This window comes from Hyalangium versicolor (genome assembly GCF_020103695.1).
GTDB lineage: Bacteria > Myxococcota > Myxococcia > Myxococcales > Myxococcaceae > Hyalangium > Hyalangium versicolor.
In genome coordinates this window covers 376,907-391,923 of record NZ_JAHXBF010000007.1, presented here as the reverse complement: position 1 = coordinate 391,923, position 15,017 = coordinate 376,907, and the positions used below count along the sequence as shown (strand labels likewise).

At 67.3% G+C, this 15,017-nt stretch carries 12 protein-coding genes; 8 read left to right on the top strand and 4 right to left on the bottom strand.

Translation table 11 applies throughout. From position 1 onward, the window contains the following. Positions 1 to 11 precede the first annotated feature (11 nt). The 5 genes from tatC (at position 12) to KY501_RS17285 (ending at position 6,207) form a co-directional block, all read left to right on the top strand. Positions 12 to 1,217, top strand: a complete 1,206-nt coding sequence (gene tatC / locus KY501_RS17305) for a twin-arginine translocase subunit TatC (RefSeq protein ID WP_224364356.1) — start codon at positions 12 to 14, stop codon at positions 1,215 to 1,217. Continuing rightward, the gene (locus KY501_RS17300) at positions 1,214 to 2,320 is read left to right on the top strand and encodes a potassium channel family protein (RefSeq protein WP_224364273.1); all 1,107 of its coding nucleotides are present in this window, start codon (positions 1,214 to 1,216) and stop codon (positions 2,318 to 2,320) included. The genes tatC and KY501_RS17300 overlap by 4 nt, the downstream gene beginning before the upstream one ends. Positions 2,321 to 2,459: 139 nt before the next feature. Beyond that, the gene (locus KY501_RS17295) at positions 2,460 to 3,377 is read left to right on the top strand and encodes an MBL fold metallo-hydrolase (protein WP_224364272.1); all 918 of its coding nucleotides are present in this window, start codon (positions 2,460 to 2,462) and stop codon (positions 3,375 to 3,377) included. A gap of 232 nt (positions 3,378 to 3,609) precedes the next feature. Beyond that, positions 3,610 to 4,461, top strand: a complete 852-nt coding sequence (locus tag KY501_RS17290) for a bifunctional transcriptional activator/DNA repair enzyme AdaA (RefSeq protein ID WP_224364271.1) — start codon at positions 3,610 to 3,612, stop codon at positions 4,459 to 4,461. Between the two features lie 33 nt (positions 4,462 to 4,494). Then, positions 4,495 to 6,207: an amidase gene (locus tag KY501_RS17285; RefSeq protein WP_224364270.1), complete on the top strand. Its 1,713-nt coding sequence runs from the start codon at positions 4,495 to 4,497 to the stop codon at positions 6,205 to 6,207. A gap of 3 nt (positions 6,208 to 6,210) precedes the next feature. On the opposite strand, the gene KY501_RS17280 is transcribed toward KY501_RS17285, so the two are convergent. From KY501_RS17280 to KY501_RS17270, 3 genes are all read right to left on the bottom strand, one after another. After that, positions 6,211 to 7,056, bottom strand: coding sequence for an aldose epimerase family protein (locus tag KY501_RS17280; RefSeq protein WP_224364269.1), 846 nt, complete (start codon positions 7,054 to 7,056; stop codon positions 6,211 to 6,213). Positions 7,057 to 7,063: 7 nt separating this feature from the next. Next, positions 7,064 to 8,701: an L-glutamate gamma-semialdehyde dehydrogenase gene (gene pruA / locus KY501_RS17275; RefSeq protein WP_224364268.1), complete on the bottom strand. Its 1,638-nt coding sequence runs from the start codon at positions 8,699 to 8,701 to the stop codon at positions 7,064 to 7,066. Positions 8,702 to 8,816: 115 nt separating this feature from the next. Beyond that, entirely contained in the window at positions 8,817 to 9,221 is a 405-nt protein-coding gene (locus KY501_RS17270; protein ID WP_224364267.1) for a response regulator, read from the bottom strand. Between the two features lie 276 nt (positions 9,222 to 9,497). Between KY501_RS17270 and KY501_RS17265 the strand changes: the two genes are divergently transcribed. Beyond that, on the top strand, positions 9,498 to 9,917 hold the full coding sequence (locus tag KY501_RS17265) for a hypothetical protein (protein ID WP_224364266.1): 420 nt from the start codon (positions 9,498 to 9,500) through the stop codon (positions 9,915 to 9,917). On the opposite strand, the gene KY501_RS17260 is transcribed toward KY501_RS17265, so the two are convergent. Beyond that, positions 9,868 to 10,482 (bottom strand): glutathione S-transferase family protein, encoded by a 615-nt coding sequence (locus tag KY501_RS17260; protein ID WP_224364265.1) that lies wholly within the window; start codon positions 10,480 to 10,482, stop codon positions 9,868 to 9,870. The two genes, KY501_RS17265 and KY501_RS17260, sit on opposite strands and share 50 nt — an antisense overlap. 104 nt (positions 10,483 to 10,586) lie before the next feature. On the opposite strand from KY501_RS17260, the gene KY501_RS17255 reads away from it, so the two are divergent. Both KY501_RS17255 and KY501_RS17250 read left to right on the top strand, forming a co-directional pair. After that, on the top strand, positions 10,587 to 11,486 hold the full coding sequence (locus KY501_RS17255; RefSeq protein ID WP_224364264.1) for a LysR family transcriptional regulator: 900 nt from the start codon (positions 10,587 to 10,589) through the stop codon (positions 11,484 to 11,486). A gap of 324 nt (positions 11,487 to 11,810) precedes the next feature. Then, positions 11,811 to 14,840 (top strand): Kelch repeat-containing protein, encoded by a 3,030-nt coding sequence (locus tag KY501_RS17250; protein WP_224364263.1) that lies wholly within the window; start codon positions 11,811 to 11,813, stop codon positions 14,838 to 14,840. The last annotated feature ends 177 nt before the right edge of the window (positions 14,841 to 15,017 follow it).

Below are 15,017 nucleotides of genomic sequence, written 5' to 3'. Positions count from 1 at the left end.
CCGAACTGCGCATGTCGCTGGCGGAGCACCTCACGGAGCTCCGCGGCCGTCTCCTGAAGTGCACCTTCGCGGTGCTCATCCTGGGAGCGGTCTCCCTCATCTTCGCCCGGCCCATCTTCGGGTTGTTGATGAAGCCGGTGTTGGCGGCGCTGCCGCCGGGAGGGCGCGCGCTCGTCTACACATCGGGCATCGAGGAGATCAACGTCCTGATGAAGGTGGGCCTGTACTGCGGCATCTTCCTCACGACGCCCGTCATCCTCTGGCAGATCTGGGGCTTCGTCTCTCCGGGGCTGTACCCGGAGGAGCGGCGTTATGCCTCGCCCTTCGTGTTCCTGGGCTCGGTGGCGTTCGTTGCCGGCGTGGTCTTCTGCTACCTGGTCATCCTGCCCTCCATGTTCCAGTTCCTCCTGAACGAGGAGGACTCCACCGCGCTGGAACAACGCCTGGACACGGCGAAGCTGCGGACGGAGGACGTCCTGCGCTTCCTGCGCGTCGGAGACGCGGAGCGTGCGGGCCAGTTGGCCAAGGAGGCGGCCACGGGCCTGGAGACCTCGGGAGATCCGCAGCTGGTGGATCCCGAGGTGGTGCCCTCCGAGGCGGTGGAGATGTCCGCGCGCCTGGACGGGCTGGGGCAGTTGTTGGACGCGGCGGCGGAGGGCTTCGGCGCTCCGGCGCGGCTGGTGCTGCGGCAGGCGGTGGAGAAGCGGGTGGTGGCGGTGGAGGCGTTCGGCCGCAAGGACTTCGCGGCGGCTGCCTCGGCGATGGATGAGGCGGCCAGCCTGCTGGCGGGCGTGGCGCCCACGCGCACCGAGGAACTGGCGAGGATGTGGAAGCTCCAGAAGGAGCTGGCGGCGGGGCATGCGCGCCACGAGGCGCTCAGCTGGACGCGGCCCATGCTCACCATGGACGAGCAGCTCTCGCTGGTGCTGGTGCTCATCCTGGCCTTCGGAGTCATCTTCGAGCTGCCGCTGGTGATGGCGCTGCTGGGCATCGTGGGCGTGGTGCAGAGCAAGTGGCTGTTCAAGTACCAGCGCCACGCCTTCGTGGTGTGCCTGATCCTCGCGGCGGTGCTCACGCCGACTGGGGATGTGGTGAACCTGTCGCTGATGGCCGGGCCGATGTTGCTCTGCTACGAGATGGGCGTGTTGGCGGTGTGGATGATCGAGCGGAGGCGGGCGCGCAACGAGGCCGCCACGAGCATCACGCCTACATCATGAAGTACCCCACGCCCCCAGGCCGACGGCTGATCGCCAACCTCCGGTATCTGCGGGCGCTCATCAAGCGGTTCCGCACGACGCTGATGCTGACGACGCTGCTGTTCCTGGGAGCGCCGCCTGTGTACCAGTGGCGGTGCCATGCGCCGGATGGCTCTCCGGTGCGAGCGGGCAAGGCGCTGGAGCACGTGTACTTCCTGCTGTTCGGTCAGCCCTCGCTGGACTGCGGGGATGACTGGGTGGCCATTGTGTTCAACATCCTCATCCCGCCGGTGGGCATCGCGCTGGTGGTGGATGGCGTGGTGCGCTTCGCCTACCTGTTCTTCGCCAAGCACAAGAGCGACAAGGAGTGGATCGAGGTGATTGCCGAGACGATGAAGGGTCACATCATCGTGTGCGGGGCGGGGCGGGTGGGGTACCGCGTGGTGGACCAGTTGCGCTCCATGGGCAAGGACGTGGTGGTGGTGGAGAAGCGTGAGGACGGTGCCTTCGTGGGGGTGTTGCGAGACGAGCAGGTGCCGTTGCTCATCGACGACATCCGCAGTCCGCAGTGCCTGCCGCGCATGAATGTGAGGGCGGCATCGGCCATCGTCTGCGCGACGGACGATGACCTGGCGAACCTGAACATCGCGCTGGACGCGCGGCGGCTGAACCCCTCCATTCGGGTGGTGATCCGCCTGTTCGACGACGACCTGGTGGCCAAGGTACGGGACACGTTCAAGGCGGAGGCGCTCTCGAGCTCCTCGCTGGCGGCGCCGGCCATGGCGCTGGCGGCGTTGGATCCGCGCATCGTCCATTCGTTCCGGATCGGCGGTCACCTGATGGTGGTGTCCGTGTTCGAGGTGCGCACGGGGCTGCCGGGGCTCACCATCTCGGAGATGCGGGATCGGTTCGGAGCGTTGGCACTGGCGCTGCGCCGGGGAGAGCAGGAGAAGCTCCACCCGAATGGGGACCAGGTCATCCAACCGGGGGATCTGCTGACGGTCCAGGCCGAGTACCCGGACTACCGGCGGCTGCGGTCCTTCACTGGGGAGACCCAACCGCCCATCTGGTCCGACAACGAGTTCGCCCTGCCCTCGGGCTCGAGGCTGACGGGCACGGACTGATCCGCTCGAAACACTGGCGGCACGCGGGCTTGGCTGGAGACTGGGGCGAGGCAGGACGCGCGGGGGTGAGTCAATCCGTGTGGGTTGTCGGCTGGCGGTGGGAGCGCGTAAGAAGGGCGGCCGCTCAGGAGACCGCACCATGCTTCGCCTTGTTTCCGCCGTGTTGCTCGCGCTCGTCGCGGGCTGTGCCTCCGTCCAGGTTCCTGCTCGCGCGCAGGTGACGCTGACCTCCGCCGGGGACTCGCGCGTGGGCACGTACGTGTCCTCGCCGTGGGGGTTCAGCACCTCGTCCTACTGGATTGAAGGGCCCGAGGGGTTGATCCTCATCGACACGCAGTTCCTGCCATCCGAGGCCGAGGAGTTCGTGAACTGGGCCGAGCAGGTGACGGGGAAGAAGGCGGTGCTGGCCATCGTCCTGCATCCGAATCCGGACAAGTTCAACGGGACGAACGTGCTGCACAAGCGAGGCATCCGGGTGGTGACGAGCGAGCAGGTGCGCGCGCTCATTCCGCACGTGCACCAGATCCGGACGGAGGCGTTCTATGACCGGTACAAGCCGGACTACCCCACGGAGGTGCCGTTGCCGGACAGCTTCGGCCCTTCGACGACGGAGCTGAGCGCGGCGGGCGTGACGGTGAAGGCGCACGTGATGGGCGCGGGCTGCAGTGAGAGCCACGTGGTGGTCGAGTACGAGGGGCACCTGTTTCCGGGCGATCTGGTGGCGAACGACTCGCACAGCTGGCTGGAGATCGGCAGGACGGACGAGTGGCTCGTGCGCATCGACGAGATGAAGGCGCTGAAGCCGAAGTTCGTGCACCCGGGCCGAGGGCCCTCGGGGAGTGCGGGGCTGCTGGATGCGGAGCGCGCGTACCTGGAGCGCGTCATCGCCGAGGTAGCGGCCGAGAAGCCGCAGGGCACGCCGAGCAAGGAAGCCCTGGGGAATATCCGCTCGAGAATCCTGTCGGCCTACCCGGGGCTGCGGTTCGACGCGTTCCTGGGAATCGGTCTGCCGGCGGAGTGGGCGCGGCAGGCGAAGGCCGCGGGCTCGGCACCGTAGGCTGTTCTCCTGTTGATGAGGAAGCGGTGTGGCTGGTGCCCCTGTCGGGCGGGTTTGTTGCGAACCTGTATGCTTAGCATGCAGGTTGGGCCAGACCGCGCCGGACAGGGGGGGCCTTCGGGAGTCGCTGTCGGTTGAGAGCCGAACCCGTGTGAAGTGAGCGCAAGAACCGGGTTGTCCGGTGGTCGTACCGGCTCTACTGATGAGGCATCCTCTTGGGAGTCCTCGAATCATGGCTACCAGCGACTACGCCCGCATCGAGCGCGCCATCCACTTCCTAGACGCGCATGGACAGAACCAGCCCCCTCTTGCCGAGGTCGCCGCGCACGTGGGTCTGAGCCCGTACCACTTCCAGCGCCTGTTCACGCGCTGGGCCGGTATCAGCCCCAAGCGCTTCCTCCAGTTCCAGACGCTGGAGAACGCCAAGCAGCTCCTTACCGAGCGCCGCAGCCTGCTCGACGCCACCTATGATGCGGGGCTCTCGAGCGGTGGGCGCCTGCATGATCTGTTCGTCACGCTGACGGCGATGACGCCTGGCGAGTTCAAACAGGGAGGGGCAGGGCTGACGCTCCGGTACGGTGTGCACGCTTCTCCGTTCGGGGATTACCTGCTGGCTGTGTGCGAACGAGGCATCTGCGCCCTGCGGTTCCTGACAGGCTCTTCCTGGGATGAGGCCGTGGCGGAGCTTCGAGCGGAATGGCCTCGAGCGGCGCTGGTGCAGGCCCCCGAAGCCACCCGGCCCTACGCCGAGCGCATCTTCCCCCAGCGAACGCCGAGGGAGTTCCAACCTCTGAACCTCTTGGTGAAGGGGACGAACTTCCAGCTCAAGGTCTGGGAAGCACTGCTGCGCATCCCTTCTGGAGCTGTGGCCACTTACGAGGACATTGCCCAGGCTGTCGAGGCGCCACGTGCTGTCCGGGCCGTGGGCTCGGCGGTGGGTGGCAATCCCATCGGCCTGCTCATCCCCTGTCACCGCGTCATTCGGAAGACGGGAGCCTTCGGGCAGTATCGGTGGGGCCTGCCGCGCAAGCGGGCGATGCTCGCCTGGGAGTCGGCTCGGCACGCCCCGGATGAGGCAGCGTGAGGTGACTGGGGAGGGAAGCCCAGGTGCGGTAGCTTGCACTCCTCTCGGGAGTCCACGCTCGACACCATGCCTGCCTTCTCCGATCGCCGCCGTTTCCTGTCCGTCTGCTCTTCGCTGGGACTGAGCTCCACGCTGCTCCCCGGAGTCCTCTGGGCCATGGGGCAGGACAAGCCCGCCCTCACTCCAGAGCTGCTGGACTCGGCCTGCAAGATGGCCGGGCTGGAGCTGGACGAGGCCCAGCGCAAGCTGATGATCCAGTCGCTCAACGATCAGCTCACGGCTTCGAAGGAACTCCGTGCGCTGAATCTGCCCAACGCGGTAGCTCCTGCGTTCTCTTTCGATCCCGTGCTGCCGGGCGTGACGACCTGGGACACCGCGAAGCGCCCGATCAAGGTGAGCCCTCCGAGAGCGCCTCGAGTGGGGCAGGACTTCGAAGCGCTTGCGTTCACCTCGGTTCGAGATCTCGCGGAGCTGGTGCGGACACGGAAGGTGTCCTCTGTGGCGGTGACGGAGCTGTGCCTCGCGAGGCTGGAGCGGCTGGACACGAAGCTCCATTGCGTCATCACGCTCACGAAGGATCGCGCGCTGGCCCAGGCGAAGGAGGCCGATCGGGAGATCGCCGCAGGGAAGTATCGCGGTCTCCTGCACGGAATCCCCTGGGGGGCCAAGGACCTGTTGTCGGTGAAGGGGTTCCCGACAACATGGGGCGCCGGAGGCTTCGAGCAGCAGCGCTTCGAGGAGGACGCCACGGTGGTGCAGCGCCTCGACGCGGCTGGCGCGGTACTGGTAGCGAAGCTGACGCTGGGCGCGCTGGCCATGGGAGACAAGTGGTTCGGCGGGATGACTCGCAACCCGTGGAAGCTGGACGAGGGATCGAGCGGTTCGTCCGCGGGAGCGGCGGCGGCAGTGGCGGCTGGGTGCCTCCCGTTCTCAGTGGGCTCGGAGACGTATGGCTCCATCGTCTCTCCCTCGACGCGGTGCGGGACGACAGGGCTGCGTCCCACCTTTGGCCGGGTGCCTCGCACCGGGGCCATGGCGCTCTCGTGGACGATGGACAAGCTGGGACCCATCGCGCGCACGGTAGAAGACACCGCACTGGTGCTCGCGGCGATCCAGGGCCCGGATGGCAGGGACCGCACCGTGCGCGAGGTGCCCTTCAACTGGGACGCGAGTGTTCCCCTCTCGAGCATCCGTGTGGGCTACCTGAAGGCGGACTTCGAGAAGGATCGGCCCGAGAAGCCCTTCGATGCCGCCACCCTGGAGAAGTTGAAGGCGCTCGGTGTGAAGCTCGTGCCCGTGGCCCTGCCTGATGTGAACGTGGGGGCGATGCTGCCCCTGCTGAGCGCGGAGGCCGCCGCGGCATTCGATGCGCTGACGCACAACGGGCGCGACAAGCTGCTCACGGGGCAGGGCGAGCACGACTGGCCCAACTTCTTCCGGGTGGCCCAGTTGCTGCCGGCGGTGGATTACATCAACGCCAACCGGGCCCGGGTGCTGGCGATGGAGGGGATGGCCAGGACGTTCGCGGATGTGGACGTGATCGTCGCTCCCACGGAGGACCCGCAGGTCCTGATCACGAACCTCACGGGCCACCCGACGGTCGTCGTGCCCAATGGCTTCCGAGAGAACGGAACGCCTGTGAGCGTGTCCTTCCTGGGCCGGCTGTTCGGCGAGGCGAAGATGCTGGCCGTGGCTCGGGCCTACCAGGAGGCCACGGACTTCCACCTGCGGCAGCCGAAGCTGTAGGCCTCAGCGAGAGATCTCGAACACGAGCGAGGTGCGCTCGCCCGGAGCCACGGCGATCAGCCCTTCGCCCGTGGCGAGTGCTCCCGCGGAAGCCGTCCACGGCTCCACGCAGACGAAGTCTCGCCCCTGCAGCGTCCAGACGACGAGCCGTCGGAACTCGGAGCTCCAGTTCAGGAAGATGGGCTGGAGCTTCGGACCTCGATGAAGCGTCGTCCCATCTGTCGAGTGGTCGAGCAGGTGCAGGTCCAGCTCATCCGCGGTGAGATCCAATCCGGTGAAGGGAATCACCTTGCCGTGGCGGTTGTCCCAGGCGCGGGTGGCATCCGTCTGCACGGTGGCCTCGGCCTTGGCGGCTTGGGGCACCGTGAAGTACGGGTGGAAGCCCAGGTGCAGGGGCATGGGGCTCGCGTCCTGGTTCTCCACGTCGAAGTCGAGCGTGAGCTGCTCGCCCTCCAGCGAGAACGTGAGCTGCGCATCGAAGCGCCAGGGAAACTGGCGCAGCGTCTCCTCCGAGGAGGTGAGTCCCACCACGAGCAGGTTCTCCTCCGCCTGCCGCACTGTCCACGGCAGCCGCCGGGCGAAGCCATGCTGCTGCATCGAGTAGGCCTGCTTGCCCACGGGATACGTGTCGCCCGGGAGCTTACCGGCGGTGGGGAAGAGGACGGGAATCCCTCCGCGCACATTCTTCGAGAGGTCCACCACGGTGCTCTCATCCAGATAGAGCAGCTCGTCCCCACCCACGCTCATGCGTGTGACAAGGGCTCCGCGGCTGGGGATGATCTCCACGCGGGAGTCCCCATCCACGAGCGCGTACGTCTCCAGTCCTCCGAGCCCCTGAAATGACGGCATGGCGTGCTCAGCCCTGCATGAACGGATACGGCACGCGGGTGGGCGGAGCGAAGTTCTCCTTGATGGTGCGCGGGCTCGTCCACCGCACGAGGTTGAGCATGGAGCCCGCCTTGTCGTTGGTTCCCGACGCGCGCGAGCCGCCGAACGGCTGCTGCCCCACCACCGCGCCCGTGGGCTTGTCGTTGATGTAGAAGTTGCCCGCCGCGTGGCGCAGCGTGCTCATCGCCGTGGAGATGGCCTTCCGGTCCCTCGCGAACACGGCCCCCGTGAGTGCGTAGGTGGCGGCCTGGTCGCACTCGCGCAGCGTCTCCTCGAAGCGCGCGTCCGGATACACGTGCACGCCCACCAGCGGCGCGAAGATCTCCTCCTGCATGATGCGGTGGCGCGGGTTGGTCAGCTGCACCAGCGTGGGCTTCACGAACCAGCCCTCGCTCCGGTCCGCGTCTCCGCCGGCGATGATGGAGGCCTCGGCGCCGCCCTGCTTCGCCAGGTCGATGTACGAGGACACCTTCTTGAACGAGCGCTCATCGATGACCGCGCCCATGAAGTTGCGGAAGTCCGTCACGTCGCCCATGCGCAGCTCCGCGATGAACTCCTGCAGCCGCGCCTTCAGCTTGGGCCACAGTGACTCCGGCACGTAAACGCGCGAGGCCGCCGAGCACTTCTGTCCCTGGTACTCGTACCCGCCGCGGACGATGGCCGTGGCCAGCGCGTCCAGATCATCCGCCGCCGAGGCATGGGCGAAGACGAAGTCCTTGCCGCCCGTCTCTCCTACCAGCCGCGGGTACTGCTTGTAGCGCTGGATGTTCTCCCCCACGGTGTGCCACATGCTCTGGAACGTAGGCGTGGAGCCCGTGAAGTGCACACCGCCCAGGTGCGGGCTTGTCAGCGCCGCCTTGCCCAGCGTGGGCCCGTCTCCCGGCAGGAAGTTGATGACGCCGTCCGGCACGCCCGCCTCGCGCAGCAGCTCCATCACGTACCAGGAGCTCAGGGCCGAGGTCGGCGCCGGCTTGAACAGCACCACGTTGCCCATGATGGCCGGCGCAGTGCACAGGTTGAGCGAGATGGACGTGAAGTTGAACGGCGCCACCGCGAACACGAACCCGTCCAGCGGCCGGTAGTCCAACAGGTTCCACGTCTGCGGAGAGCTCACCGGCTGCTCGGCCAGGAGCCGCTCGGCGAAGTGGACGTTGAAGCGCAGGAAGTCGATGGCCTCGCACGCCGCGTCGATCTCCGCCTGGTGCGCCGTCTTCGACTGGCCCAGCATGGTGGAGGCGTTGAGCAGGGGACGGTAGCGCGTGGCCAGCAGCTCCGCGGCGCGCAGGAAGATGGCGGCGCGCTCGGGGAACGGCATTCGGCTCCACTCCTCCTTCACCGAGAGCGCGTTCTGGATGGCCTGCTCCACGTGGCTGGCATCCGCTTCGTGCACCGTGGCCAGCACGTGCGAGTGCTTGTGGGGCATCCGCACCTCGTCCTTCTTCCCGGTGCGGATCTGCTTGCCGCCGATGACGACAGGGATGTCGAGCCGCTCCGAGGCCATGCGCTGGAGCGCGGCCTGGAGCGTGGCGCGCTCGGGAGAGCCGGCGGTGAAGGAGAGGACGGGCTCGTTCTGGGGCGGGGGAACACGGGCAATGGCGTTGATCACGCGGGACCTCGGGTTCGAGAGACGAAGGGGCGCGGAGCATAGCCCTTTGTCCCCGAGGTGGGAGCGGAAAGCCGGGAGGCTTTTCCCTGCGTGACAGAGGCGCTGACGGGGCGCGTCAGCCCTGGGGTGCCGCCTCGACCGAAGTTGCTCCCACACGGGGGCTCTGGCCGAGCAGGGCATGGAGCTGGGAAATAAGCTCCGGAGGCTTCACCGGCTTCATCAGATAGATGTCCGGCTGGCTGATGGGGGGCTCGGTCAGGCGCGGTGCGTAGCCACTGAGGAAGGCAACTCGGATGTGCTGCAGCCGAGGCTCCAGGCGGACGCGGCGGCACAGCTCGTACCCGTCCATTCCGTCCATGTTCACGTCCGACAGGAGCACATCCGGCGGGCGCGCCAGCATCTGTTCCAGCCCGGACTCACCACTCGCGGCCACGGCGCAGTCGAATTCATCGGCCAGCAACAGACGCAGGGTTTCCCGCATCGTCCGAGTGTTCTCCACGATGAGCACGTGAGGCTTCACGATGATGTAACTCCCAGAGGACGGAGCTCCCCACGGCTTGAACACGCGCCGCGGGCCTTGGCGAGGTGTGCTGTGGCCGACAAAATCACTCTGGAGGGAGGAAGAAAAGAATCGGGTCGGTTGGGACTCAGGCGGGTTCGCACAAGGTCTGCTTGCCCATGTGCCGTGGGGGCGAGGGGGCCAGCCCCAGAGGCCTGCTGAGGCGGAGAGGGGAGTCAGCCGAGCAGGGAAGGAGGCGTCGAGGGCGTCACCCCATGTAGGTCCAGGAGGGACGCCATGTGCAGATACGCGATGTACGGCCCCTACAAGCAGCACTACGCGTGCTTCCAGTGCCGCAAGGCGTTCAAGTGGCCGCTGGACGCACGCCAGAGGCCTCCGAAAGAGCAGTCACCGGAAGCAGTGAAGTGCCCTCAATGCGGCGAGCCCATGGCGGGCATGGGGCTCGACTTCCGGCCGCCGAGGCAGCGAGACACCCGCCAGTGGCAGAAGGTGGAGCTGCTGTTCCTGCGCGGGTACACGTACCACTCGTGCGGATGCGGCGGGCCTGGATACCGGCCACGGACGCTGCGGGAGGTGCGCGAGTTCCTCGCCAGCCTCGGGCCCCGCTCCGAGGGGCTGGGGGAAGGGGGCTCCCGGCGTCCTCGCATCACCCCAAGACGGCCCTTCGCACCGCTGGACGCTGAGAGTGGCGCTTGACGTACTCAACCAGCCGCGGATGCCCATCGAGCAGCATCAGTTTGTGGGCCAGGTGGAGGATGGACGCCGTCACCACATCGGCGGCGGTGAACGTCGCTCCCACGAGGAATTCACGGCCGCCGAGGCCCACGTCGATGAAGTCGAGCACACCCGTGAGGCGGGTCCTGTGCTTCGCGCTCTCTTCCTCCGAGCGCTCGCTGGTCTTCTGCTCTTCGGGCAACTGCGCGTCCCAGTAGAACTCCATCACCGCGGGATCGAGGCGCGCCTCGGCGAAGGCCATCCATTGGTAATAAGAGCCGCGCTCCGCGGAACCCATGGGCGGCGCCAGGCGCTTCTCCGGAAAGCGGTCGGCCAGATGGAGACAGATGGCCAGGGTCTCAAGCAGCGTGACGTCCCCATCTACCAGGGCGGGGAGTTCGCCCAGCGGATTCACCGCCAGATAGGAGGGGGTGGTGTTCTCCTGTCGATCGAGGTCGAGCCTGACCAGCTCGTAGGGAACCCCGAGCTCCTCCAGCAGCCATCGGGGACGGACCGCTCGGGTCCTGGGGGCAAAGTAGAGCTTCATGTGTGGTGCTCCTGCAGGTGGCGGGAGGCGTCAACATGCGGCGGCTGGAGGCCCCTGACAATGCGGCCACGAACGAACTCATTGTCAGGCTAGGCTTGACGGTCATGATCTCACCCGCAGACATGATGCTCTTCGTCACGGTCGTCCACGAGGAGAGCTTCACCCGGGCGGCGCGCAAGCTTGGCGTCACCAAGCAGACCATCAGCGAGCGCATCGGCAAGCTGGAGGAACAGCTGGGGGTGCGGCTCCTGGAGCGAACGACGCGGCGCCTGAGGGTTACAGGGCCTGGAGTGACGTACTACGAGCGCTGCGCCGCCATCGCTGCACAGATCGACGAGGCGAACAGTGAGGTGCAACAGCGGCAGGCGGAGCCCACCGGCTTGCTGCGTGTCGCCTCGCCCGTGCTCTACGGCCGGCGCTACCTGACACCCGTGATTTCGGAGTACCTCGCCCGCTATCCCGAGGCGCGGGTGGAGGTGGTGCTGGCGGACCGACGTGTCCACCTCATCGAAGAGGGGCTGGATGTCGCGATTCGCATTGGCCCGCTCGACGACTCGACGCTCGTGGCGCGAAAGCTCGGTGAGGGTCCGATCCATTTCGTCGCGAGCCCCGGCTTCCTGTCGAAGTACGGCGCGCCGAGTGCCAGGGATCTCCGCTCCGCGCGCTGCATCGGCTTCAATGCGTTCGAGACGTGGGAGGCCGAGGGGGTGAAGACTCGAATTGATCCGGTCCTGACCGTGAATGATCTCGAGCTCGCGTGCGAGGCAGCCATCGCCGGGGTTGGCATTGCACGCGTTCCGGCCATCGTCTGCCGGGATGCGGTGCGTGACGGGCGGCTGAAGATCCTCTTCGGCCCCAAGTCTGTGGCGATGCGGGCCATCCATGTCGTCTACCCGAGTCGGCTGAACCTTCCGGCAAAGGTCCGGCTCTTCGTGGATGTCCTGGCGACGCTGTTCGAGCCGGTGCCCCCGGTGCGCAGCGGTTCTCGGCGGAAGCGCTCGTGAGGGGGCGATGGTCCCCAGGGATGCAGCGGCGGGGTGAATTTTTTTTGCGTCAGCAGACGGCGCCGCCTGTCACTTCAGCGAGGCTCGATGCGATGAGCCCTTTCCTCGCCCAGAGAGACAGAGATGCCATCCACCCTACCGCTCCTTGACCTACCTCCCGCCAGAACGCCGCTCACGCCGAGCACCCTGCTGACGGTGATCCTCTCTCTCCTGCTCGCCGCCTGCGGCCCTGGCCTCGAAGGCTTGGGTCCGCCCGTGCATGCCCAGGACGGCGAGCCCCCCTCGTTGCGCACAGCCCCCCAGGAACTGGGAGGGATGGCCAGGATGTCCACTGCCCGGGTGAGCCATACGGCCACGCTGTTGAACGATGGCCGGGTACTCGTGGTCGGTGGCACTTCCGTCAACACCTCTAATGGCATTCTCGCCAGCGCCGAGCTGTATGACCCGGTCACCAATATCTGGAGAACCACCGGCTCGCTCGCGACGGCCCGCTACGATCACACCGCGACGCTGCTGGAAAATGGCCAGGTGCTCGTGGTGGGCGGGAGGGATACCGCCCAGAACCGCCTTGCCACGGCGGAGCTGTATGACCCGGCCACCGGTACCTGGAGCGCCACCGGCTCGCTCGCGCAGGGTCGCCACTTCTACGTGGCGACGAGACTGGCCGATGGCAAGGTGCTCGTTGCGGGCGGCATTACCAGCAGCGGCACCGTCGCCACTGCTGAGAGGTACGACCCGGCCACGGGGCTCTGGTCCAACACCGGCTCCATGGTGGTGGCCCGCTACGCGCATTCAGTGACGCTGCTGCCCAATGGGAAGGTGCTCGTGACAGGGGGGAGCACCCCCTCGGGCATCACCGCTACGTCCGAGCTCTACAACCCGGCCACTGGCACCTGGGCCTCCACAGGCGCGATGCCTCAGGCCCGCGGCAGCCATACGGCGACGTTGATGAACGATGGCAAGGTGCTCGTCGCGGCGGGCTCCTATGGCTCCACGCCCCTCGCGACGACCGCCGTGTACAACCCGGCCAACGGTACCTGGGCTGCTGGTGCTTCGCTCGGTCAGGCGCGCATGAACCACACGGCGACGCTGACGGGCAACGGCACTGTGCTCATCGCGGGGGGAGCCGCCGACAACATGCCCCTCTCCAGCTCTCGGGAGTACGCCGTGGGCAACACGCTCCTCACCGTGGGCTCGCTCACCCAGGCCCGTTTTGCCCATACGGCCACGGCGCTGCTCGATGGCAAGGTGCTCGTCACGGGGGGCATGGGCGTCGTGAGTGCCCTCCAGACGGGCCCCCTGCGCACCTCCGAGGTGTATGACCCGGCCAACGGCACCTGGGCTCCTTCCCTCACGGAGAGCCGCGCCTATCACACTGCGACGACCCTGCTCGATGGCCGGGTGCTCGTTGTGGGTGGGGCCCCCTACGGGACGTCCACCGCGCGGTCCAGCGCCGAGCTGTATGATCGATTCTCCAACACCTGGACCCAGACCGGCTCGCTCACGCAACCCCGTTACAACCACACGGCGACGGTGCTGGAGGATGGCCGGGTGCTCGTGGTGGGCGGGTACCACTCCGGCGCTCCCCTGGCGAGCGCCGAGCTCTATGATCCGGACACCGGTACCTGGACGGAGACCGGCCCGCTCTCGATGGCGCGGAGACTCCACACGGCCACGCTGCTGAGCGATGGCTCGGTCCTGGTCGTGGGGGGAATGGACGGCGGCAGTTCGTCCACCGCCGAGGTGTACAACCCGGTCACGGGGACCTGGACCTCCGCCGGCACGCTCGCGTCGAACCACTACGCGCACACTGCCTCGGTGCTGCCCGATGGCAAGGTGCTCGTGGTGGGCGGGTACACGGGAGCAGCTTCCACCTACCCCACGAAGGTCTGCGAGCTGTACGACCCGCTCACCCGCACCTGGAGCGCAGCCAGCTCGGTCCAGTGGGAGCGCACCAGCCACACCGCCACGGTGCTGACTGATGGCAAGGTGCTCGTGACGGGCGGGAGCGGCCTCACAGGTGCGGAGACCAGCGCCGAACTCTATGATCCGGACACAGGGCTCTGGACTGGGACTGGTCCGTTGACAAGCGAGCGCTACCGGCACACGGCGACACTGCTGCCCTCGGGCAAGGTGCTCGTGTTGGGTATGGCCAATTCGGAGCTGTTCGACCCCGTCACCCGTTCCTGGGCCACCGTTCCCTCGCTCGAAGCGCCCCGCACCGGCCATACGGCGACGCTGCTGCCCTCGGGCAAGGTGCTCGTGACGGGCGGGCATTCCATCTGCACCAACGGCGCCTACTGCGTCATCTCCAGCTCCGAGCTCTACGCGCCGCCGGACGTGGCTTGGTTTCCCACGGGCTCGCTGGCGCAGGCCCGGCGCCTTCACACCGCGACCTTGCTGGACGATGGCCGGGTGCTGGTCGCGGGCGGGCAGGGCGCCAGTGGTTATCTCACCAGCGCCGAACTCTATGATCAGAGCACGGGCACCTGGACGGCGACCGGTGCGCTCGCGACGGCTCGGGGGTACCACACCGCGACGGCCCTGACGGATGGCCGCGTGCTGGTGGCGGGTGGGTACAACTCCAGCGGCCGGTTGGCCACCGCCCAATTGTATGACCCGGCCACGGGGACGTGGACGACAACCAACCCGCTCGCGACGGCTCGCTACCACCACTCGGCGACGCGGCTGTTGAATGGCAAGGTGCTCGTGGTGGGCGGCTCGGGCCCCAGCGCCGTGCTGGCCACCGCCCAGTTGTATGACCCGGCCACGGGGACGTGGACGGCGACCGGTTCGCTCACGACGGCACGGTATGCCCATACAGCGACGCTGATGCCGGACGGCAGCGTTGTCGTGGCGGGGGGGATTGGCGCCACGGGCGCATCGCTCGCCACCATCGAGATCTATGTCCCTGCCAGCGGCGTCTGGACGACCCTGACGGCCTTCACCCAGGCCCGCCAGTTCCACACCACGACGGTGATGCCCGGAGGGTTGCTCCTGGTGGCTGGTGGGACCGGGACGGGAGGCCCCTTCACGAGCACCCAGCTTGCCTCCACCGTGAACCTGCGGGGGGCCATCTGGGCCGGTCGGCAGCCCATGCTCCAGGCCCGCTACGCTCACACTGCGACGGCGCTGCCGGATGGCCGCGTGCTCCTCGTGGGTGGCAGGAATGCCACGGCCTCCCTCGCCAGTACCGAGATCTACGATCCCGCCACCTGGTCCTGGGCTCCCAGCGGCTCGCTCGCCCAAGCCCGCCGGTACCACACAATGACTGTGCTGCCCGGGGGCAGGCTGCTTGTGGTGGGCGGAGAGGGGGCCGACAATGTCTTCCTTTCCAGCGTCGAGCTGAACTGACACTCGTACTCGGCGTGAACCTCGGTGCTAGAGAAAACGAGAATTCTTTCCCTCGTCTGGGTTCATGCTGTCCTGCCGCAGTGCGGCGGCATGCCTGACTTTGAGCAGGGAATGCGGTAGGGCTTGCATTGGGTTCCTCGTCTCTGAAATGAAGGCAACGCTCAATCTCGAGCGTTT

Bases quoted from the DNA above. Each gene is read 5' to 3' on its own strand.
- tatC (WP_224364356.1), top strand. From the start codon at position 12: ATGTCGCTGGCGGAGCACCTCACGGAGCTCCGCGGCCGTCTCCTGAAG.
- KY501_RS17300 (WP_224364273.1), top strand. From the start codon at position 1,214: ATGAAGTACCCCACGCCCCCAGGCCGACGGCTGATCGCCAACCTCCGG.
- KY501_RS17295 (WP_224364272.1), top strand. From the start codon at position 2,460: ATGCTTCGCCTTGTTTCCGCCGTGTTGCTCGCGCTCGTCGCGGGCTGT.
- KY501_RS17290 (WP_224364271.1), top strand. From the start codon at position 3,610: ATGGCTACCAGCGACTACGCCCGCATCGAGCGCGCCATCCACTTCCTA.
- KY501_RS17280 (WP_224364269.1), bottom strand. From the start codon at position 7,056: ATGCCGTCATTTCAGGGGCTCGGAGGACTGGAGACGTACGCGCTCGTG.
- KY501_RS17265 (WP_224364266.1), top strand. From the start codon at position 9,498: ATGTGCAGATACGCGATGTACGGCCCCTACAAGCAGCACTACGCGTGC.
- KY501_RS17260 (WP_224364265.1), bottom strand. From the start codon at position 10,482: ATGAAGCTCTACTTTGCCCCCAGGACCCGAGCGGTCCGTCCCCGATGG.
- KY501_RS17255 (WP_224364264.1), top strand. From the start codon at position 10,587: ATGATCTCACCCGCAGACATGATGCTCTTCGTCACGGTCGTCCACGAG.
- KY501_RS17250 (WP_224364263.1), top strand. From the start codon at position 11,811: ATGTCCACTGCCCGGGTGAGCCATACGGCCACGCTGTTGAACGATGGC.